This window comes from Streptomyces manipurensis (assembly GCF_049570255.1).
Classification (GTDB): domain Bacteria; phylum Actinomycetota; class Actinomycetes; order Streptomycetales; family Streptomycetaceae; genus Streptomyces; species Streptomyces manipurensis.
The window spans coordinates 4,587,620-4,608,245 of the sequence record NZ_CP186950.1 but is presented as its reverse complement, the minus strand read 5'-3'; the positions used below and the strand labels follow the sequence as shown (position 1 = coordinate 4,608,245).

The following is a 20,626-nucleotide window of genomic DNA, read 5'->3' as shown; positions in this document are numbered from 1 at the left end:
TGCGTCTGGTTCGCTGGAGGCATGGAGATTCTGTGGATCCTGTTCGCGATGCTCATGATCGTGTTCGTCGTCGGTCCGTACCTCAGGCGCAGGCGCGGCGGCATCCGCCTCGTCGCCCCGGGCAGCCCCGACGCGGCCGATCCCGCGAACTACGGGTTCGAGCGGCAGGAGGACCTCGACATCCGGGTCCCCGGCCCCGACCAGGACCTGATGGACGCCCTCGACAACGTGCAGCGCACCGGGCAGTGGCAGGCCGCCTCCCAGCTGCTCGCGGGGACCCCGCGGGAGGGTGAGCAGCGCTGGCAGCGCGTGCAGGCGTTCGGCGGCTCGGCGGCGCTGGAGCTCGTGGCCCGGCCCGGGGTGGGCGCGGCGTGGCTGAAGGCGTGGCGGCTGGAGGCCGACCAGGACGCGGGCGGCGCGCAGGTGCACGCGGAGCTGCTGGTGCAGCAGGCCTGGCGGCACTCGGGCGGCGTCGGCTCCGAGGACCACCGGATCATCCTGGAGGAGGCGCGGGAGGCCTGCCGCAAGGCCGCGCTGCTGTCGCCGCAGGATCCCGTCCCGTACATCACGCTGCTGGCGATCGCGCGGGGGCTCGCGTACCCGGAGGCCGACTTCGACCGTCTGTGGGCGGAGGTCATCGACCGGGCACCGGACCACATGGGTGCGCACCTGGCCGCCCTGCACTACTGGGGCGCGAAGTGGCACGGCTCGCGCGAGAAGGCCGACGCCTTCGCCCACGCGGCGGCGGCGCGCGCGCCGCAGGGTTCGCTGCTGGCGGCGCTGCCGCTGTTCGCCCTGTACGAGAACCTGCCCGACCTGGTCCTGAGCAGCGGCTTCCACCGGAGCGAGGCCGTGACGCGCGCGGTGGGCGGGGCGCTGTACGCGGTGAACTCGGCGCGCGCCGACGACCCGATGGTGGCGCACGTACGGCACCTGCTGCTGATGTTCCTGGTGAACATGGAGCGCTGGGCGGAGGCGATGGAGCAGGTGCGGCACGTGGACGGCTACGTGGGCGCGCTGCCGTGGTCGGCCGCCGAGGACCCGGCGGCGCAGTACGCCGTGTACCGGGCGCTGGCGGTGGCGGGGTACGAGGCGAACGGCGGCTCGCCGGCGACGCTCCCGCACTGACCCCGGCCGGGACCGCCCCGGGGGAAGCCCTGGGGGCAGCCCCGGGGGAGCCCCGGGGCAAGGGGGCGGGACCTGCGGGAATAAGGTTGCTGTGAGTGATCACAGGCCGCATCATGCGGCGGTGGCGGCGGGCGGTCCCGCGCCACCCGCTCCAGCACCTTTTTCCATCCCGTGGGGGGATCTGTCCATATGGGCGCATCACTGCGCGCCGTGCGCGCGCTCGTCCTGCTCGCAGGGTTCTACCTGCTCGGCGTCATCCTGCTGGCGGTGCTCGCCGGCATCGACTACGCCGTGATCGGCACACTGCACGGGCCGGCCCTCGTCAAGGTCCTGCTCGTCTCCGTCGTCCTCGCGGTCCCGATCGTGCGCGGCCTGTTCATGCTGCGCTCCCCGAGGGACGAGCCGCCGGCCGGCATCACCGTCACGGACGCGCAGGAGCCGCTCCTGTGGCAGGCCGTCCGCGAGACCGCGGCGCAGGTCGGCACCCGCGCCCCCGACGAGATCGTCCTCGTCGCCGAGGTGAACGCGGGCGTTTCCGAGGACGCCCGCCTCCTCGGCCTGCTGCCCGGCACCCGTCGCCTGTGCATCGGCCTGCCGGTGCTGACGGGCCTCGACGAGGCGCAGCTGCGGGCCGTGCTCGCCCACGAGATGGGCCACTACGCGAACTTCGACACCCGCCTCACCCCGCTGATCGCCCGCGGGCGCGCCCAGCTGATCCGTACGGTCGGCCACTTCCAGGAACGCGCCGCCAAGAAGGTCGCCAAGGAGGTCGCGCGGCAGGAGAAGCGCGACGAGAAGCGGATCTCCAAGGGCAAAAAGGCCAAGGGCGTCGACACCACGGGCGAGGGTGTGATGTACCGGGCCATGGCCCGGGTCTACATGGCCTACGGCAACTTCTACCTGCGGGCCACCTGGTCCACCGCCCGCCGCCAGGAGCTGGAGGCGGACCTCGCCTCCGTCCGCGTCGCCGGGCGCGACGCGGCCGCCTCCGCGCTGCGCGAGCTGAACGCCCTGGGCGAGGCGCACGCGTTCTACATGGACGCCTACGCCACCCTCGGTGTCCGGGCCGGTCTGCTGCCCCGGCCGGGCGAGGTCTTCGGCGGGCTGCGGCACTTCCTGGAGGCGCGCACGCCCGAGCTGGAGGCGCTGCGCCGGGAGCTGCCCACGCAGCCGGTCTCGCCCTACGACTCCCACCCCCCGCTCGCCGAGCGCGTGGCCCGCATCGAGGCCCTGCCCGACGACGGGCGCGCCGACCTGCCCGCCCGCCCGGCGCTGGACCTGCTGTCCGACGCCGCGGCGACGCTGGCCGCGCTGGAAGGGGCCGTCCTCACCCCGGACGCGCTCGCGCTGGCCCGGGTCGACTGGGACGACCTGGTGCACGCCGCCCTGAGCCTGGACGCGGGCCGGGAGGCGGAGGAGATCCGTGCGGCCTTCGCCGCGGAGGGCGCCGTCGCCGCTCCCGGCCTGGCCGCCCTGCTGGACGCGATCGACGCCGATCCGGCGGTGCGCTGGCGCGTCGCCGACCGCTTCCCGAAGTCCGAGGAGGCGGCGGCCGCCACCGGCCGCGCGGCCCGCGAGTTCGTCCGTCCCGTGCTGCGTGGCGCCCTGGACCGGCTGGTCACCGCCGAGCTGACGGCCGACGGCGCGGCCCGCTGGCGGATGTCCTGGACGGACTCGCCCGAACTGCTCTACCCGGTCGCGGACTTCGAGGACCGGCTGGGGCCCGCCCTGGACGCGGCCGTCGCCGACCGGCCCGACACCGAACCCCTCCGAAAGCTGGTGCTCGCCCCGTGATGATCGCCCTCGCCGTGTTCGGCGTCCTCCTCCTCGCCGGTGCCGTCTGGTTCCTGCGGGGCGTCTACTACATCCGCAAGGCCCGGGCCCTGGAGGCCGAGATCGGGACCCTGAACGCCCGTACGACGGCCGTCGAGGCCGAGACCGAAGCCAGGGAGGAGGCCGAGAAGGCGGCGGCCGTCGTCGCCCTGGGCTTCGTCGCCGAGGCCGATCTCGACACCGAGAACGCGGCACCGGTGCCCGCGGAGCGCGCCGCCGTGCTGGAGGCCGCCCGGGCCGGCGACTGGCAGACCGCGGCCGCCTACGTCGAGGCGGCCGGGCAGGACTGGCAGGAGCGCATGGAGCGGGTGCGCCCGCTGGCCGAGGCGGCCGCCGAGGACGACGCCTGGCTGCTGGCCTGGCTGACGGCCCGGCCCGGGGACCCGACGGCCGCGCTGGTCAACGCCGACACCGGGGTGCAGGTCGCCTGGAACGTCCGCGGTTCGAAGGGGTCGCGCCACACCACGCAGGAGCAGTTCCGGATCTTCCACGAGCTGCTGGCGAAGGCCCAGGCGGACACCCATGAGGCGCAGCGGCTGGCAGACCCCGCCGACCCGACGCCGTACATGGTGGAGCAGCCCATCGCCTTCGGCCTGGGCTACTCCCACGAGCGCTACCGGGAGCTGTGGGAGGAGATCACCCGGCGCGCGCCGCGGGTCCTGTGGGCGCACTACTCGGCCCTGCAGTACTGGTGCCGCAAGTGGCACGGCTCGCACGACCTGGCGCTCGGCTTCGCCCGCGCGTCGGCGGCCGCGGGCCGGCCCGGGGAGCTGCTGTCGCTGCTGCCGCTGGTGGCGTACTTCGAGCGGCAGACGTACGAGGAGGACCTGTCGGTCGACACGTACTTCAAGGAGCCGGAGATCCTGGCGGCCGTGGACGCCGCCCTCGCGGACCTGGCGGCGGCCGGCGCCGACCACCCGCAGGCGCCGCTGATGCGGCACATGCTGGCGTTCCTGCTGTTCTGGCAGGACCGGGACGCCGAGGCCGTCGAGCAGTTCCGGTACATCGACGGGTACATCGGGGCCATGCCGTGGTCGTACTCGGGCAACCCGAAGCAGCGGTACCTGTACGCGCGTGACTTCGCCGTGGGGCTGGTCACCGCGGACGACTGAGCCCGTACGACGGGTAGGGCGTGCGCGGTCCGGGGCCGGGTCGGGGAATCCCGGCCCGGCCGCCGCCGTTGAGGGGGTACCGAAGGAGGCGAACCATGTTCTCGTACCGCCGCACGCCCGAGCTGCCCACCCGCGAGGAGGCCCTCACGGGCCGCGCGGAGCCGCTGTTCCCCGTCCCGGAGAAGCACACCGTCCTGGGCAACCCGCTGTCCGGCCCGTACCCCGCCCACCTGGAGGTGGCGGACTTCGGCCTCGGCTGTTTCTGGGGCGCGGAGCGCAAGTTCTGGCAGACCCCGGGGGTGTGGACCACGCTGGCGGGCTACCAGGGCGGGTACACCGAGAATCCGACGTACGACGAGGTCTGCTCGGGGCTGACCGGGCACACCGAGGTGGTCCGGGTGGTCTTCGACCCGGCCCTGGTGTCCTACGAGGCGCTGCTGAAGCTGTTCTGGGAGTCCCATGACCCCACGCAGGGCTTCCGGCAGGGCAACGACGTCGGCACCCAGTACCGCTCGGCCGTCTACACCCACTCCGCCGCCCACCAGGCCGCGGCGGAGGCCTCGCGCGCGGCCTACCAGCAGGTCCTGGACGCCTCGGGCTTCGGGAAGATCACCACGGCGGTCCTGCCGGCCGCCGAGCGCCCCTTCTGGCCTGCGGAGGCGTACCACCAGCAGTACCTGGACAAGAACCCCGGCGGCTACTGCGGCATCGGCGGCACGGGCGTGTCCTGCCCCATCGGTGTGGCCCCGGCGGCCGGGGAGTAGCCGGGGCCGGAGCGGAGCCGCCGGGGCCGCTCCCGCGCCGGGGGGCCGCCGGGTCAGAGCTTGAGCTGGAAGTAGCCCGTCCCGCGCTCCCTGCGGTAGCCGAGGGACTCGTTCACGGTGCGCATGGGCGTGTTCTCGTCGGCCACGGTCGTGGCGATGTGGCGCAGCTCCGGGTGGCGGCGGGCGGCGTCCGCCGCCATGTGGAGCTTGACGGCCCGGCCGAGGCCTCGGCCGCGGTGGCGGGGCAGGACCACGGTGTCGTACTGGAGGGCGCGCGCCCCGGAGGGGTCCGGGAGGACGAGCTCCGTGTACGCGGCCACCTCGCCCGCCGGGGTGACGGCCGCGACGGTGGTCATCTCGCCGCCGCGGTCGAGGATGATCTGCTGCATGGCGTGCAGGCGCTGCGGGGTCCAGGGTTCGATGTGCTGGTCCATCTCGCCGCTGGGCGCGTCCTCCATGGCCGTGTGGGCGTCCGCCGCGGCCTGGGCCCAGGCGTCGGGCACCAGGCCGCGCCAGACGAGGATCTCGTAGCCGGACGTGGCCGGGGCCGGGACGGCGCCGTCGGCCGGGAGCTCCAGCGTGTACCAGCCCATCGGCAGGACGTTCTCGAAGCCGAGGGACTCGGCGAAGGCCTGGCCCGGGCCGCCGAGGTCCACCATGGCCGCGACGGAGGTCCGGCCGTCCGCCACCAGCTCCTCGCGGACCCGCTCCCACAGGGCCGTGCCGACGCCCCTGCGGCGGTCCCGCGGGCGGACGGTGAGCGCGTCCACGAAGGCCGCGTGCCGGTTGCTCTCGTCCGAGAACAGGATCAGGCAGGCCACGCCCTCGTCGCCCTCCGCAGTCCAGAGCACGGCCCGGCCGCGGGCGGTCGGCAGGCGCAGGCGTCCGCGGACCTCGGCCCCGGAGGGGGCGGGCAGGCGGGGCAGGTCCGCGGCGGCGGCCTCGGTCAGCACCGCGTGCCAGGAGTCCTCCTGCGGACCGGACAGGGGCAGCGCAAGGGTGTTGATCTTCATGGGTCCGACCCTAGACCGGCTCCCGGCCGGCTGCCCGGGCGTTTTCGGCCACGTGGCCGCGACACGCCGCTGCTGCCGGGCGGCCGCCCGCAACGCCGACGGCGGGGAACCCCGGGAGGGTTCCCCGCCGTCGGTGCGGGTCCTGCGGGAGCGGCCCGGGGGCCGCGCGTGGGTTACGCGGCCGAGCCGGCCTTCCACTCCGCCCAGTTCATGTTCCAGCCGTTGAGGCCGTTGTCCGGCTTGATGGTCTTGTCCGGGGAGTTGACCACGGTGACGACGTCGCCGATGAGCGAGTTGTCGTAGAACCAGGCGGCCGGCTGGTTCGGGTCGCCCGCGCCCTTGACGTCGTTCAGGCCGATACAGCCGTGGCTGGTGTTGGCGCTGCCGAAGATCGAGTCCGCGCCCCAGTAGTTGCCGTGGAGGAAGGTGCCGGAGGTCGACAGCCGCATGGCGTGCGGGACGTCCTTGATGTCGTACTCGCCCTTGCCGTCGGCGTCGGTGAAGCCGACGGTGGCGCCGTTCATCCGGGTCTCCTTGAACTTCTCGGAGATCACCATCTGGCCGTTGTACGTCGGGTTGGCCGGGGCGCCCGCGGAGATCGGGATGGTCTTGAGGACCGCCCCGTCACGGGTGACCGTCATCTTCTTCGTCTTCGCGTCGACCGTCGAGACCTGGCTGCGGCCGATCTTGAAGGTGACGGTCTTGCTCTGGACCCCCTGGACGCCCGGGGCGCCCTGGACGCCCTCCAGCGCCAGCTTCAGCGTGACGGTGGAGCCGGCCTGCCAGTACTGCTCGGGGCGGAAGTCCAGGCGCTGGGCGCTGAACCAGTGGCCGACGACCTCCTGGCCGCTGCTGGAGGAGACCGTGATGCCCGCCTGGACGGCCTTCTTGTCCTTGATCGCCTTGTTGAAGGTGATCGAGACCGGCATGCCGACGCCGACGGTCTGCCCGTCCTCGGGCACGAACGAGGCCACGAAGCTGTTCTCGGGGGAGACGGTCGTGAAGGAGGCGTTCTCGTGCGCCTCCTTGCCGTCGGCGTCCTTCGCGGTCGCCGAGAGGGCGTACTTCGTGGAGCGCTTCAGGGCCCCCTTGGGCTTCCAGCTCTTGCCGTCGGCGGCCAGGTCGCCGGCCACGGCCGTGCCCTCGCTGCTCTTCAGTTCGACCTGGGTGAGCGTGCCGTCGGTGACGGTCACGTTCGCCGCATCGTTGAGGCCGACGTTGGTCGCGCCGTCCTTCGGCGTGATGGTTATCTTGGCCTTCGACGTGTCCTTGGCCGCTGCCGCGTCCACGTCCGCCTGGGACTTGCTGGCCTCCCCGTTGCCCTTCGGGTCCCCGCCGCCCTCGTCGCTGCACGCCGAGAGCACCAGTACGCCGCCGAGCACGACGGATATGGCCGCCAGGGACCTTCTCCGCCGCTTGCTGTCCGTCCTCACACGCCACTCCATCGTTGCCGGGAACCCCGGGGCTGCCGTCCCCGGGGTTGGCCCGGGAGGGGGCCGGCCCCCTCCCTGGTCCTGACAACGCGATAACGGCGCGGGCCGGTTCCACATTCCGTCGGGATGTGGGCGACCACACGGTCAGGCGTTGCCGGGTTCTTCTTCGTCGAACTCCCCATCTTCCTCGTCGAGGTCCCACTCCATCGACTCGGGGTCGTATTCGACGGGCTCGCTGCTCCAGGAGGCCTGTGCGAGCTCCACTCCGGGGATCTCCGCGACCAGGTCGGTGGGGTCGACCAGATAGGCCAGGGCCTCGGACTCGTCCTCGCGGACGGCGGCCTCGGCGTGGCTGCGCTCCTCGTCCGGCATGAACTCGTCGGCCTTGATGTGGGCGAGGGCGGCTCCGGTCAGTGCCCGGGCGTCGGGCACCTCCAGCACCAGATCCACCCGAAGCCGTACATACCGTGATGTCTCAGAAGGGTTCATACGACGGAGAGTAAGCCCGCGGGAGCCTCGACTTTCCCACGACCCGCCCCTTTCCGTAGCATCACCGCACACGGCCAATTCGCTGCTGCCACAAGGGGGATCGCACCGTGTCCGCACGCCGACCGCTGCTCACCGCTCTCGGAGCGACCACCCTCCTCGCCGCCCTGTGGTTCGTGCCCTCGGCGGGGGCCACCTCGCCCGGGGCCGAGGAGGGACCGTCCGGTGTACCCGCCGGCGCGAACGCCTCCGGCCCGGGCACCGGGACGGTCGCCCTGCAGGCGGGCACCCGCGCCGAGCCGCTGCTGCTGGCCGACACCGGCTCCGTCGACACCACGCCCTACGTCCTGGGCGGCACGCTCTTCCTCGGCGTCGGGGCCGCCGCCGTGGCCTTCTCGGTACGCCGCTCCCCCTCCGCGTAGGCGGAGCCGCCGAAGGCCGAAGGGCCGCCCCGGGAGCGGATCCCGGGGCGGCCCTTCGGCGTGCGCGGTGCGCGGGGTCAGGCCAGCGGGCCCGTCACCTGCTCCACGGCGGCGACGAGGCCGCCGCTGCGGACGTACGCGTCCGCGGCCGCCAGGTCGGGGGCGAGGAAACGATCCGGCCCGGGACCCTGCACGCCGGCCTCACGGGCCGCGGCGATCGCGGCGAGGCTGGCGGGCGCCGCGGTCAGGCCGTGGCGCAGCTCGATGGCGCGGGTGGCCGCGTACAGCTCGACGGCGATGATCCGGGTCAGGTTGTCGACGGCGGTCCGCAGCTTGCGGGCGGCCGACCAGCCCATCGAGACGTGGTCCTCCTGCATGGCGGAGGAGGGGATGGAGTCGGCCGAGGCCGGGACGGCGAGCCGCTTCATCTCGCTGACCAGGGCGGCCTGCGTGTACTGGGCGATCATCAGGCCCGAGTCGACGCCGGCGTCGTCCGCGAGGAAGGGCGGCAGGCCGTGGCTGCGGTTCTTGTCGAGCAGGCGGTCGGTGCGGCGCTCGGCGATGGAGCCGAGGTCGGCGGCGGCGATGGCGAGGAAGTCCAGGACGTAGGCCACGGGTGCGCCGTGGAAGTTGCCGTTGGACTCCACGCGCCCGTCGGGCAGCACGACCGGGTTGTCCACGGCGGCCGCCAGTTCGCGGGAGGCCACCAGGGCGGCGTGCGCCATGGTGTCGCGGCCGGCGCCGGCGACCTGCGGGGCGCAGCGCACGGAGTAGGCGTCCTGGACGCGCGGGGCGGACTCCTCCTGGAAGTGCCCGGTCAGCCCGGAGCCCTTCAGGACGGCGGCCATGTTGGCGGCGGAGGCGCTCTGGCCGGGGTGCGGGCGAATGGCGTGCAGCTCGGGCTGGAGGACCTTCTCGGTGCCGAGGAGGGCTTCCAGGGTGAGGGCGGCGGTGATGTCGGCCGACTTGTAGAGCCTGTCGAGGTCGGCGAGGGCCATGACCAGCATGCCGAGCATGCCGTCGGTGCCGTTGAGGAGGGCGAGGCCCTCCTTCTCGCGGAGCTCGACCGGCTCGATGCCGTGCTCGGCGAGCAGCTCGCCGGCGGGGCGCACGGTGCCGTCGGGGCCCTCGGCGTCGCCCTCGCCCATGAGCGCGAGCGCGCAGTGGGACAGCGGGGCGAGGTCGCCGGAGCAGCCGAGGGAGCCGTACTCGTGGACGACGGGGGTGATCCCGGCGTTGAGCACGTCGGCCATGGTCTGCGCGACGGAGGGGCGCACACCGGTGTGGCCGGAGGCGACGGTCTTGAGGCGGAGGAACATCAGCGCGCGGACGACCTCCCGCTCCACGCGCGGGCCCATGCCGGCGGCGTGCGAGCGGACGATGTTGCGCTGGAGCTGGGCGCGCAGCTCGGGACTGATGTGCCGGGAGGCGAGGGCGCCGAACCCGGTGGACACCCCGTAGACGGGTTCGGGCTTGGCGGCCAGCGCGTCGACGATCCCGCGGGCGCGGGCGAGCGCTTCGAGCGCCTCGCCGGACAGCTCGACCCGTGCGTTGCCGCGGGCAACGGCGATGACGTCCTCTGCGGTGGTCCCGGACGTCCCCACCACGACAGTGTGCATATCCATATTCAGCACCCTACGGATTGAATCGCTTCATGTCACTAGCTGGTTCCGTCACGATCGCGCCGCTACGGGACCCCTTACGGACGCAGGCCGGGGACGGGGATCACCGACGGCCGCGGAAGCGCCGCCGCTCCCCGTGCGCCTCCTGCGCGGCGGCGTCGGCGAGCGGGACCACGGCGGTGTCCCGCCCGGCCACCACCGGCCGGGCCGAACGGGCGGCCTTGGCCTTGTACTGGGCGGCGTCCGCGAGCCGGAACAGCCGCCGCGAGGACTTCACCGGCCCGATCGGGTCCCCGGTGGAGGCCACCCCGCAGGCCACTCCTTCGCCGAGCTCCAGCTCGGCCGCACGGCTGCACAGCTCCTCGCTGACCCGGACGACCTCGTCGGCGGGCGGGCCGACCCCGACCAGACAGAACTCGTCCCCGCCCAGACGGGCCACCAGGGCGCCGGGGAGCATGGCCCCGCACAGGCTCAGCACCGACCCGAAGCGCTCCAGCAGCCGGTCCCCCATGGCGTGCCCGAGGGTGTCGTTGACCTTCTTGAGGCCGTTGAGGTCGCAGACGACCAGACTGACGACCACGCCGGTGCGCCGGTGCTCCTCCAGCGCCCCGTCGAGCCGCATGTCCACGGCCCGGCGGTTCGCGAGGCCGGTCAGCGGGTCGGTGAAGGCGAGCCGGCGCGCCTCCTCCAGCCGTTCGTTCTGGGCGAGCCCCGCCGCCACCACGGCGGCGAGGACGGCGGCGAACTCCGCGTCGTCCTCGTCGAAGTCGGGCAGGCCCTCGTCCCGGGCGACGTACAGCTCGCCCCACGCCCGCCCGCTGAGCACCACGGGCGCGACCACGCACGTACCGCGGCCGCGGCGGCGCAGGGCCTCCCCGCGCCGCCCGGGGCGGTCGCCGACGGCACTCTCGACCCAGGCGTGCGGACCACAGCCGCCCGCCCACCGCTCGTGCAGGAACTCGGTGATCTCGGGGAAGTCGTGCACCGGGTAGGACTCGTCCTCGGGGAACTCCTCCTCCCCCGCGCGCCGCTCGCCCTCGTTGACCAGCACGCGCAGGCAGCCCCGCTCCCGCTCCCAGGCGGAGATCGCGGCGAACGAGCCGTCCATCGCCAGGCGCGCGCCCCGCGCCGCGGCCCGCACGCTGTCGCGCGGCGTGCCCGCCGCGGCCATCGCCTGTGCCAGGCCCACCACGGCTCGCAACCGCCCGTCGACTCCCATCACCCCAGATTAGGGACTTTCGTCCGATTTAGGGATAATCGGCGCGACTTTCGGTGCCGACCGGACCACCCGAGGTAGCGGGGAGGCCGCCGGTCTACTCACCCGGCCAGTTCGGCCTGCGCTTCTCGTTGAACGCCGCCACGCCCTCCGCACGGTCGCCGGAGAAGGCCACCGTGCGCCAGGCCGCGTCCTCGATCTCCAGGCCGGCCGCCAGGTCCATGCCGTGCCCCAGCCGCAGCGCCCGCTTGGCCGCCCGCAGGCCCACCGGGGAGTTAGCCGCCATCCGGGCCGCCAGGGCGAGGGCCTCGGAGGTGTCCCGGCCCGTCGGCACCACGGAGTCCACCAGGCCCAGGGAGAGCGCCTCGGCCGCCTCCACCCGGCGGGCCGTGAAGATCAGCTCGGCCGCGCGGGCCGCGCCCACGCGGCGGGGCAGCAGCTGCGTGCCGCCACCGCCCGGGATCACGCCCACCGAGACCTCGGGCAGACCGACCACGGCGGTCTCGTCGGCGACGATCACGTCGCAGGCGAGGGCCAGCTCGAAGCCGCCGCCGAGGGCGAAGCCGTGCACGGCCGCGACCGTCGGCATCGGCAGCTCCAGCACCCCGCCGTACGCCCCGCGCGTGGTCGGCCGCTGGCGCACCAGCTCGGCGTCCGACAGCGCGTTGCGCTCCTTGAGGTCGGCCCCCACGCAGAAGGCCCGCTCCGCGGCGGAGGAGAGCACGACCACCCGCGCGGAACGGTCCGCGGCGAGGGCCGCGCAGGCCGCGCCGATGTCGCGGGCCATCGCGGTGGACACCGCGTTCATCGCCTTGGGGCGGTCCAGGACCAGCTCCGCGACCCCGCCCTCGTGGCGGCGCACCGTCACGAAATCCGACTCGAACTCGGACGCCATAGGACCCTCACCCTCCCGGTTAACGAACGTTACCCCGGGATCTTAGGGTCAGGCGGGCCGCCCGGGCACCGGGCGGAGCCGCATCGCACCCTGCTCGTGACCTGCCCGCCGGGCCCGCCCCCGCCGCGGGGCGGGGCAGGGCGGCGCAGGGCGGCACGAGGCGGCGCGGGGGCGCATCGGCGCGCGGCCGGTCCGGCGCGGTCAGCGGCGCTTGCGGCGCGTCAGCGACCAGGGCTCCACGACGCCCAGTCCGCGCACGGGCCGCTGCCACATCGGCTGGAGGGCGAAGCGGTAGGCCGCGCCCTCGTCGGGCTCCGCCTCCGCCTCCTTCTCCGACTTCGGCGCGGCACCGGTGCGGGACAGCTCCTCGGCCATCGCCCCGTCGACGAGCACCGCGTCCTTCGGCGCTATCGAGGTCAGCCGACTGGCGAGGTTCACCGTGGTGCCGAAGACGTCGCCCATGCGCGTCGTCACCGTGCCGAAGGCGATCCCGACCCGCAGCTCGGGCATCTGCGCGTCGGCCTCCATCGTCTCGATGAGCCGCAGCGCGATCTCGGCCGCCGTCGCCGCGTCGTCGGCGCAGTACAGCACCTCGTCGCCGAGGGTCTTGATCAGCCGGCCGCCGTGCGCGGCGACCAGGTCGGCCGCGGTGGTCTCGAAGGACTCGACCAGCTCGCCGAGCTCCTCCTCCTCCAGCCGGCGGGTGAGCCGGGTGAAGCCCACCAGGTCGGCGAAGCCCACGGCGAGCCGCCGGTCGACCATCTCCTCGTCGTCCGCGACCTGCACGACCCGCCCGGTCGCGGCAGCCAGCTGGCGGCGCCACACGTAGACGAGGAACTCCTCCAGCTCCGGCAGGAGCAGCTCCACCAGCGGGTACGTGACCTCCGTACGGGTCATGCCCGGCTCCGGCGGCTCCGTCAGCCCTTCCAGGAAGGAGTCGATCTGCCACTCCGCGAGCCGCGCGGTGGTCTGCCCCGTGGACCGGGCCACCTGCACGGCCATCGGCTCGGAGAGCAGCCCGGCCTCCACCAGGCCGGCAAGCCGGCGCAGGGCCAGGACGTCGGCCTCGGTGAGGGCCCTGGCCTGGCCGATGTCGGCGAAGCCCATGGCCCGCCAGAAGCGGGAGGCCAGCTCCATCGACACCCCGGCGCTGCGGGCGGCCTGGAACGGCGTGTAGCGGCGCTCCGCGCCCAGGATCAGCTGCTCCAGCCGGATGGCGAGCGGGTCGGCCGTGGGGTGGGCGGTGTGGTCCACCTCGTGGTGCGGAGTGTGCTGGTCGCGCCCGATCGGGGTCCCCGGACCGCTGGGGCCCGCGGCGGACGCGCCGGAAGTAGAGTCGTCGACGGTCAAGGGCCGCCTCCTGTCCATTCCGTGCGCAGTGCCCTGCCGAACCGGTTGATCACCACGAGCACCGGGATCGCCTAAACCATACGGCAGGTGTGCCGTAGCTCACTCCCCTCCCCGCCCCCGGAGACGGGCCACCCGGGGCGCCGCCGGCAGCGCCCTACGGGGCCGTTCGCGGGCGAAACGGCACCTTCCGCTCATTTCGCCGGACGTCCGGCCTCCGCAGGCCCCGCAGGGGGTTCAGTGCACCGAACGCAGGTGGACCACGTCGCCCGCGCCCACCGCCTCGTGGGTCCCCTCGGCGGTACGGATGACCAGGCGGCCATCGCTGTCGACCGCTTCGGCCGTTCCGGTGAGGGTGCGCCCGCCGGGCAGCTCGGCGCGCACGTGCCGGCCGAGGGTCGCGCAGCCTGCCGCGTAGGTCTCCTGGAGACCGCTGGCGGCGGGGTCGCCGCCGGCCGCGCGCCAGTTCCCGTACCACTCCTCCAGGGAGCGCAGCACGGCCCGCAACAGCGGGTCGCGGTCGGTGACGGCGGCCTTGGCCAGGATGAGCGAGCCGGCGGTGGGGACCGGCAGCTCGTCCTCGGTCAGGCTGACGTTGAGCCCGATGCCGACGACGACGCCGTCCGCGACGCGCTCGGCGAGGATGCCGCCCGTCTTGCGCTCCTCGCCGTCCACGGTGACCAGGAGGTCGTTGGGCCACTTGAGGGCGGTGTCGACCCCCGCGGCCCGGGACAGCCCGGTCGCGGTGGCCACGCCCGCGAGGAGGGTCAGCCATCCCCAGTGCTCCTGCGGGACGCTCTCGCCGGGCTTGAACAGCACGGAGAAGAACAGCCCGGACCGGGCGGGCGCGACCCAGCTGCGGTCGAGCCGGCCGCGGCCGGCGTTCTGCTCCTCGGCGACGAGCACGGCCCCTTCGGGGAGCTGCGGCGCCCGCGCGGCGAGGTCCGTGTTGGTGGACCCGGTGGCGGCCACCACCTCGACCGAGCTCCACAGCCCGTCCCCGGTGACGAGGGCCCGCTGCAGCGCGGCCGCGTTGAGGGGAGGCCGGTCCAGGCTCGACCAGCGACCGGAGGAGGCACCTGCTGAGGCATCTGATGGCATGACCGGATCCTTCTGTCGCCGTGTGTGATCTTCCGACCCGGGCGGCCCGGGTGCGGGTGCCGACCGACCCTAGCCGCCCGGCCCCCGGGAAATTCTGCGGTAAAGGGGGCATTCGGCTTCCGTTGACGCCCCGACGACGCGCGGACGAGCCGAACGGGCTTTCCGCCGCCCGTGCCGCCGCCCGCGCCGCGGCCCGGTCCGCGGCACATACTGGGAGGGGCGGGACCCCCGGCCGCGGCGCCGCGCGACACGGCACGCAGCCCGCCCGGCGAGGGCGGCCGCCCCTTCCCCTTAGGGAAGGCGGCGAGGCCAGGCAACCCAATGCAGGTGTGTCAAACGCCGCACTGCCGAGCGCCATGGCCGCCGATACGCTACGCACCAGTAGCCAGCAGTAGTCAATCAATTGACCAGGCAGTTGACACCACGCAGGGAGCCGCGACCCCGATGTCACATCCGTCAGAGCCGATCGACATGCACACCACCGCGGGCAAGATCGCGGATCTGCAGCGCCGCATCGACGAGGCCACCCACGCCGGTTCCGCCCGGGCCGTGGAGAAGCAGCACGCCAAGGGCAAGCTGACGGCTCGTGAGCGGGTGGCCCTGCTGCTGGACGAGGGTTCCTTCGTCGAGCTGGACGAGTTCGCCCGGCACCGGTCCACCAACTTCGGTCTGGAGAAGACCCGCCCGTACGGCGACGGCGTCGTCACCGGCTACGGAACGGTCGACGGCCGCCCGGTCGCCGTGTTCTCCCAGGACTTCACCGTCTTCGGCGGCGCCCTCGGCGAGACCTTCGGCCAGAAGATCATGAAGGTCATGGACTTCGCGCTGAAGACCGGCTGCCCGCTCGTCGGCATCAACGACTCCGGCGGCGCGCGCATCCAGGAGGGCGTCAACGCCCTGGGCATGTACGGCGAGATCTTCCGCCGCAACGTCCACGCGTCGGGCGTGATCCCGCAGATCAGCCTGGTCGTCGGACCCTGTGCGGGCGGCGCCGTCTACTCCCCCGCCATCACCGACTTCACGGTGATGGTCGACCAGACCTCGCACATGTTCATCACCGGCCCGGACGTCATCAAGACGGTCACCGGCGAGGACGTCGGCTTCGAGGAGCTCGGCGGTGCGCGCACGCACAACAGCACGTCCGGCGTCGCGCACCACATGGCGGGCGACGAGAAGGACGCCATCGAGTACGTGAAGTCGCTCCTGTCGTACCTGCCGTCGAACAACCTCTCCGAGCCGCCGTCCTTCCCGGAGGACGCCGACACCGAGGTCTCCGCGTACGACCGCGAGCTCGACGTCCTCATCCCGGACAGCGCGAACCAGCCGTACGACATGCACACGGTGATCGAGCACGTGCTGGACGACGGGGAGTTCCTGGAGACCCAGTCGCTGTTCGCCCCGAACATCCTCACCGGCTTCGGCCGGGTCGAGGGCCACCCGGTGGGCATCGTCGCCAACCAGCCGATGCAGTTCGCCGGCTGCCTGGACATCGACGCCTCGGAGAAGGCGGCGCGGTTCGTCCGCACCTGCGACGCCTTCAACGTCCCGGTGCTGACCTTCGTCGACGTCCCGGGCTTCCTCCCCGGCACCGACCAGGAGTACAACGGGATCATCCGACGCGGCGCGAAGCTCATCTACGCGTACGCCGAGGCCACCGTGCCGCTGATCACCGTCATCACCCGCAAGGCCTTCGGCGGCGCCTACGACGTCATGGGCTCCAAGCACCTCGGCGCGGACCTCAACCTGGCCTGGCCGACCGCGCAGATCGCCGTCATGGGCGCGCAGGGCGCGGTGAACATCCTGCACCGGCGCACCCTCGCCGAGGCGGAGGCCGCGGGCGAGGACCTGGAGGCCGTCCGGGCCCGCCTGATCACCGAGTACGAGGACGCGCTCCTCAACCCGTACACGGCCGCCGAGCGGGGCTACATCGACGCCGTGACCATGCCGTCCGAGACCCGTGCCCACGTGGTCAAGGGGCTGCGCCAGCTGCGCACCAAGCGGGAGTCCCTGCCGCCGAAGAAGCACGGCAACATCCCCCTCTAGCCCCTCCAGGAGGTCTCTGTGGTGATCAAGGTCGTCAAGGGGAACCCGACCCCGGAGGAGCTGGCCGCCGCCCTGGCGGTGGTCCAGGCGCGCGCCGCGGCGCTGGCCGCGGCGGCGCCGGGCGCCCCGCGGGTCGCGGACGAGTGGTCGGTTCCGGCCCGGGTGGCCCGGCGCCGCCTGCCGCGGCCGGGGCCGCGGGCCTGGGGCCGTACGTACTGGCCCGGCTAGGGAGTCTCGTCGAAGTGGCGTCGGCCGCCCGTAGGGCGGGGTCGGCGGGGTCTGGTGCGTGCGATCGCAAGGCGGAGGAGGGAGTCGACGCGGAGCGTCGGTGACCGACGACAACGCCGCGAGCGTGCGTGCCAGACCCCGCCGACCAGACGGGACTTCGACGACACGACCAAGCCGCCCTGGTGTGAACGGAACGCGGCGCCTGAGTACCCGTACTCAGGCGCCGCGGCCGTCTCCGGGGCCAGGATCGGAGCATGCTCTGGTCCGACCCGAAGAACGAGCCGCCGAAGGACATGCGCGACGCGCAGGCGATGATCCGGCGGCTGAGCCTGGTGCTCGCCCTCGCCATGCTCGTGGTGGTCTACGTACTGGGCGTGGGCCACTTCTAGCACTGTGCCCCGCGCGGTCGTGCCGCCGGTTCCGGGGCCGTCCGCCGGGGCGGCGACGGCGCCCCTACGATGGCCCCCATGACTGCCACACCTCAGCCCTCGGACGTGCGCAGGCTCGTCCTCGCCTCCGCCTCCCCCGCCCGGCTGAACCTGCTGCGGCAGGCCGGGCTCGCCCCGCACGTGATCGTGAGCGGCTTCGACGAGGACACCCTGGAGCACGAGGAGCCGGCCGGGCTCGCCCTGGCGCTGGCCGAGGCGAAGGCGGCCGTCGTGGCGGCCCTGGACGAGGCCGCGGGCGCCCTGGTCATCGGCTGCGACTCGGTGCTGGAGCTGGACGGCGAGGCGCTCGGCAAGCCGGCCGACGCCGACGAGGCCACGGCCCGCTGGAAGGCGATGCGCGGCCGGGCGGGCGTGCTGCGCACGGGGCACTGCGTGATCGACACGGTGACGGGCCGCCAGGTCTCGGCGACGGCGTCGACGACGGTCCGCTTCGGCGAGCCGACGGACGCGGAGGTCGCGGCGTACGTGGCGAGCGGCGAACCGCTGCACGTGGCGGGCGCGTTCACCCTGGACGGGCTGTCGTCGCCGTTCATCGACGGCATCGACGGGGACCACGGGAACGTGATCGGCCTGTCCATGCCGCTGCTGCGCTCGCTGCTGGGCGAACTGGGAGTGTCCATCACGGACTTGTGGGCTTGAGCCCTCCGTGGGGCGGTGGCGGCGGCTGCGGGGCGTCCCCGCTCCCGCCGCCGTCCCGGCCGGCGCGCCCGTCGGCGTAGAGCGTCAGGGTCAGCACCAGCAGGCAGAGGATCAGCATCGTCGCCGCGAAGGCGGGCCAGCCGACCAGGGCGACGGTGACGACGCCGAGGACCGCGTGGACGACGGCGGCGATGACGAGCAGGACGCGGGCGGGGCGGCCCGGGGGCCGGTCGCCGAGCGCGGCCACGGCGGTGAGCACGGCGCACAGGACCAGGAAGGCGCCCATGCCCGCGCCCATGGCGTAGGTCGCCTTGGACATGACGTCCGGATCGCTGCCCGCGATGGACATCGACTGGTTCGCCGTCGTCCGGCCCAGCACGAGGTGGACGAGCACGAGCACGGCCGCTTCCGCGACGAGCACGATCGCGGCCAGTCCGGCCACGAGTCTTCGCAGCACGACGTCCCACCCCCCGAAAGTCATACGCCCGTTCGACGCCTGGAGGCTACTAACGGGTAGCGCGGCGGGCAAGACATCGCGCACACCCCTCGTCGCACGGCCATACGAAGGACACGCCCGGCGCGCTGCCCCCCGCAGGGGCGGCCGCGCGCCGCATGGCTGTGGGTACGGTGTTCTCCCGGTTCGCCCTGCGGGACGACGCAGCTACCAATCAGTAAACAAGGGGACAACTCCTCGCACGGCGGCAAAGAATCCGCGAGCCGTTCGTAGGGACTCGACAAAGAATCACCCGGGGCCGCTGACCCGGGAGACAGAGACCTCGGATGTGCCACGGGGTTACTGTGCAGTCGGGGATCCCCCTGACCTGGGGCGCCACAAGGGTTTCTCCGGTGGAGAAGGCCTCGCATCACACTCTGTGTGGGCAAGGTCACCACTGGAGAAGGGTCGAAAGGCCGTGTGGGCTGTCCCTAAACTCAGCTTGTTTCAAGGAGGGAGCCATCGTGCGCAAGGTGCTCATCGCCAACCGTGGCGAAATCGCTGTCCGCGTTGCTCGGGCCTGCCGGGACGCCGGGATCGCGAGCGTAGCCGTCTACGCCGACCCGGACCGGGACGCTCTGCACGTCCGCGCGGCCGACGAAGCGTTCGCGTTGGGCGGTGACACCCCGGCCGCCAGCTACCTGGACATCTCCAAGGTCCTCCAGGCCGCCGCCGACTCGGGTGCGGACGCCATCCACCCCGGCTACGGATTCCTGTCCGAGAACGCCGACTTCGCCCAGGCCGTGCTCGACGCGGGCCTGACCTGGATCGGCCCGCCGCCGCAGGCCATCCGCGACCTCGGCGACAAGGTGGCCGCCCGTCACATCGCCCAGCGCGCCGGTGCCCCGCTGGTCGCCGGCACGCCGGACCCGGTCTCCGGGGCCGACGAGGTCGTCGCCTTCGCCAAGGAGCACGGGCTGCCGATCGCCATCAAGGCGGCGTTCGGTGGCGGCGGTCGCGGCCTGAAGGTCGCGCGCACCCTCGAAGAGGTCCCGGAGCTCTACGACTCCGCCGTCCGCGAGGCCGTCGCCGCCTTCGGCCGGGGCGAGTGCTTCGTCGAGCGCTACCTCGACAAGCCGCGCCACGTCGAGACCCAGTGCCTGGCCGACTCCCACGGTAACGTGGTCGTCGTCTCCACCCGTGACTGCTCCCTGCAGCGCCGCCACCAGAAGCTCGTGGAGGAGGCCCCCGCGCCCTTCCTGACCGAGGCTCAGAACGCGGAGCTGTACGCCGCCTCCAAGGCCATCCTGAAGGAGGCCGGATACGTCGGCGCCGGAACCGTCGAGTTCCTCGTCTCCGCCGACGGCATGATCTCCTTCCTGGAGGTCAACACCCGCCTCCAGGTCGAGCACCCGGTCACCGAAGAGGTCGCCGGCATCGACCTGGTCCGCGAGATGTTCCGCATCGCCGACGGCGAGGAGCTCGGCTACGGCGACCCGGTCCTGCGCGGCCACTCCATCGAGTTCCGCATCAACGGCGAGGACCCGGGCCGCGGCTTCCTGCCCGCGCCCGGCACCGTGACCAAGTTCGTCGCGCCGACCGGCCCCGGCGTCCGGCTGGACGCGGGCGTCGAGTCCGGTTCGGTCATCGGCCCCGCCTGGGACTCCCTCCTGGCCAAGCTGATCGTCACCGGCGCCACCCGTGAGCAGGCGCTGCAGCGCGCCGCCCGCGCGCTCGCCGAGTTCGAGGTCGAGGGCATGGCCACGGCCATCCCCTTCCACCGTGCGGTCGTCGCCGACCCGGCGTTCGCCCCCACCGACGGCAGCCCGTTCACGGTCTACACCCGCTGGATCGAGACCGAGTTCGTCAACGAGATCCCGGCCTTCACGGCCCCGGCCGCCGAGGACACCGAGGACGAGCCGGGCCGTGAGACGGTCGTCGTCGAGGTCGGCGGCAAGCGCCTGGAGGTCTCGCTGCCGTCCTCCCTCGGCATGACCCTGGCCCGCACGGCCGCCGCGGGCGGCGCGAAGCCGAAGCGCCGCGCGGCCAAGAAGTCCGGCCCGGCCGCCTCCGGCGACACGCTCGCCTCCCCGATGCAGGGCACGATCGTCAAGGTCGCGGTCGAGGAGGGCCAGCAGGTCAACGAGGGCGACCTGGTCGTCGTCCTGGAGGCCATGAAGATGGAGCAGCCGCTCAACGCGCACCGCTCCGGCACGGTGGTCGGCCTCACCGCCGAGGTCGGCGCCTCGATCACCTCGGGCGCCACCATCTGCGAGATCAAGGACTGACGCCCCTCCCGCACACGACGAGGCCCCGCCCGGTCCGACCGGGCGGGGCCTCGCGGCGTTCCGGGGCGGCCGCCGGAGCCGGCCGTCCCGGCCGGTACGAATCGGCACCAACGCCCCCACCTGCGACGTCACCCCCCACCGGTCGCCGGGCGCGGAGCCCGTCAGGCTAAGCTC

At 73.4% G+C, this 20,626-nt stretch carries 19 protein-coding genes; 10 read left to right on the top strand and 9 right to left on the bottom strand.

Features of this window, described 5'->3' with window-relative positions:
- The first annotated feature begins 21 nt into the window (after window positions 1-21).
- The 4 genes from ACPU2J_RS21445 (at window position 22) to msrA (ending at window position 4,837) form a co-directional block, all read left to right on the top strand.
- A complete protein-coding gene (locus ACPU2J_RS21445; RefSeq protein WP_423833829.1) occupies window positions 22-1,128 on the top strand; it encodes a hypothetical protein in 1,107 nt (368 codons plus the stop codon).
- A gap of 189 nt (window positions 1,129-1,317) precedes the next feature.
- On the top strand, window positions 1,318-2,922 hold the full coding sequence (locus ACPU2J_RS21440; protein ID WP_423833828.1) for a M48 family metalloprotease: 1,605 nt from the start codon (window positions 1,318-1,320) through the stop codon (window positions 2,920-2,922).
- Entirely contained in the window at window positions 2,919-4,073 is a 1,155-nt protein-coding gene (locus ACPU2J_RS21435; RefSeq protein ID WP_423833827.1) for a hypothetical protein, read from the top strand. Before ACPU2J_RS21440 ends, ACPU2J_RS21435 begins: the two co-directional genes overlap by 4 nt.
- 95 nt (window positions 4,074-4,168) lie before the next feature.
- Window positions 4,169-4,837 (top strand): peptide-methionine (S)-S-oxide reductase MsrA, encoded by a 669-nt coding sequence (gene msrA, locus ACPU2J_RS21430; RefSeq protein ID WP_420079799.1) that lies wholly within the window; start codon window positions 4,169-4,171, stop codon window positions 4,835-4,837.
- 53 nt (window positions 4,838-4,890) lie between these two features.
- On the opposite strand, the gene ACPU2J_RS21425 is transcribed toward msrA, so the two are convergent.
- The 3 genes from ACPU2J_RS21425 to ACPU2J_RS21415 form a co-directional block, all read right to left on the bottom strand.
- Complete coding sequence (locus ACPU2J_RS21425) at window positions 4,891-5,850, bottom strand: GNAT family N-acetyltransferase (RefSeq protein ID WP_423833826.1); 960 nt, start codon at window positions 5,848-5,850, stop codon at window positions 4,891-4,893.
- Between the two features lie 173 nt (window positions 5,851-6,023).
- Window positions 6,024-7,295: a L,D-transpeptidase gene (locus ACPU2J_RS21420; protein ID WP_399815152.1), complete on the bottom strand. Its 1,272-nt coding sequence runs from the start codon at window positions 7,293-7,295 to the stop codon at window positions 6,024-6,026.
- Window positions 7,296-7,427: 132 nt separating this feature from the next.
- Window positions 7,428-7,772, bottom strand: coding sequence for a hypothetical protein (locus ACPU2J_RS21415; protein WP_420079801.1), 345 nt, complete (start codon window positions 7,770-7,772; stop codon window positions 7,428-7,430).
- A 107-nt stretch (window positions 7,773-7,879) separates the two neighbouring features.
- Between ACPU2J_RS21415 and ACPU2J_RS21410 the strand changes: the two genes are divergently transcribed.
- Window positions 7,880-8,191 carry a hypothetical protein gene (locus ACPU2J_RS21410; protein ID WP_361590793.1) on the top strand — a complete coding sequence of 104 codons (312 nt, stop codon included), beginning with the start codon at window positions 7,880-7,882 and terminating at the stop codon, window positions 8,189-8,191.
- A 77-nt stretch (window positions 8,192-8,268) separates the two neighbouring features.
- Here the strand turns inward: ACPU2J_RS21410 and hutH are convergent, their stop codons facing one another.
- The 5 genes from hutH to ACPU2J_RS21385 all read right to left on the bottom strand — a co-directional run bounded on the left by hutH (window position 8,269) and on the right by ACPU2J_RS21385 (window position 14,372).
- Window positions 8,269-9,810: a histidine ammonia-lyase gene (hutH, locus tag ACPU2J_RS21405; protein ID WP_361590958.1), complete on the bottom strand. Its 1,542-nt coding sequence runs from the start codon at window positions 9,808-9,810 to the stop codon at window positions 8,269-8,271.
- 106 nt (window positions 9,811-9,916) lie between these two features.
- Window positions 9,917-11,032 carry a diguanylate cyclase domain-containing protein gene (locus ACPU2J_RS21400; protein ID WP_423833825.1) on the bottom strand — a complete coding sequence of 372 codons (1,116 nt, stop codon included), beginning with the start codon at window positions 11,030-11,032 and terminating at the stop codon, window positions 9,917-9,919.
- Window positions 11,033-11,126: 94 nt separating this feature from the next.
- Window positions 11,127-11,924: an enoyl-CoA hydratase/isomerase family protein gene (locus ACPU2J_RS21395; RefSeq protein ID WP_420079803.1), complete on the bottom strand. Its 798-nt coding sequence runs from the start codon at window positions 11,922-11,924 to the stop codon at window positions 11,127-11,129.
- A 201-nt stretch (window positions 11,925-12,125) separates the two neighbouring features.
- The gene (locus ACPU2J_RS21390) at window positions 12,126-13,274 is read right to left on the bottom strand and encodes an adenylate/guanylate cyclase domain-containing protein (protein WP_365488829.1); all 1,149 of its coding nucleotides are present in this window, start codon (window positions 13,272-13,274) and stop codon (window positions 12,126-12,128) included.
- A 234-nt stretch (window positions 13,275-13,508) separates the two neighbouring features.
- The gene (locus ACPU2J_RS21385; protein ID WP_423833824.1) at window positions 13,509-14,372 is read right to left on the bottom strand and encodes a biotin--[acetyl-CoA-carboxylase] ligase; all 864 of its coding nucleotides are present in this window, start codon (window positions 14,370-14,372) and stop codon (window positions 13,509-13,511) included.
- Window positions 14,373-14,816: 444 nt separating this feature from the next.
- On the opposite strand from ACPU2J_RS21385, the gene ACPU2J_RS21380 reads away from it, so the two are divergent.
- From ACPU2J_RS21380 to ACPU2J_RS21365, 4 genes are all read left to right on the top strand, one after another.
- Entirely contained in the window at window positions 14,817-16,415 is a 1,599-nt protein-coding gene (locus ACPU2J_RS21380) for an acyl-CoA carboxylase subunit beta (RefSeq protein ID WP_361590802.1), read from the top strand.
- A gap of 18 nt (window positions 16,416-16,433) precedes the next feature.
- Entirely contained in the window at window positions 16,434-16,643 is a 210-nt protein-coding gene (locus ACPU2J_RS21375; protein WP_399815139.1) for an acyl-CoA carboxylase epsilon subunit, read from the top strand.
- A gap of 254 nt (window positions 16,644-16,897) precedes the next feature.
- Window positions 16,898-17,032, top strand: a complete 135-nt coding sequence (gene mmpB / locus ACPU2J_RS21370; RefSeq protein ID WP_257789492.1) for a morphogenic membrane protein MmpB — start codon at window positions 16,898-16,900, stop codon at window positions 17,030-17,032.
- A 69-nt stretch (window positions 17,033-17,101) separates the two neighbouring features.
- Window positions 17,102-17,731, top strand: coding sequence for a Maf family protein (locus ACPU2J_RS21365; protein WP_361590805.1), 630 nt, complete (start codon window positions 17,102-17,104; stop codon window positions 17,729-17,731).
- Here ACPU2J_RS21365 and ACPU2J_RS21360 read toward each other — a convergent pair.
- Window positions 17,712-18,188: a hypothetical protein gene (locus ACPU2J_RS21360; protein WP_423833823.1), complete on the bottom strand. Its 477-nt coding sequence runs from the start codon at window positions 18,186-18,188 to the stop codon at window positions 17,712-17,714. The genes ACPU2J_RS21365 and ACPU2J_RS21360 overlap by 20 nt on opposite strands.
- Window positions 18,189-18,688: 500 nt before the next feature.
- On the opposite strand from ACPU2J_RS21360, the gene ACPU2J_RS21355 reads away from it, so the two are divergent.
- Entirely contained in the window at window positions 18,689-20,452 is a 1,764-nt protein-coding gene (locus ACPU2J_RS21355; RefSeq protein ID WP_399815134.1) for an acetyl/propionyl/methylcrotonyl-CoA carboxylase subunit alpha, read from the top strand.
- Window positions 20,453-20,626 lie beyond the last annotated feature (174 nt).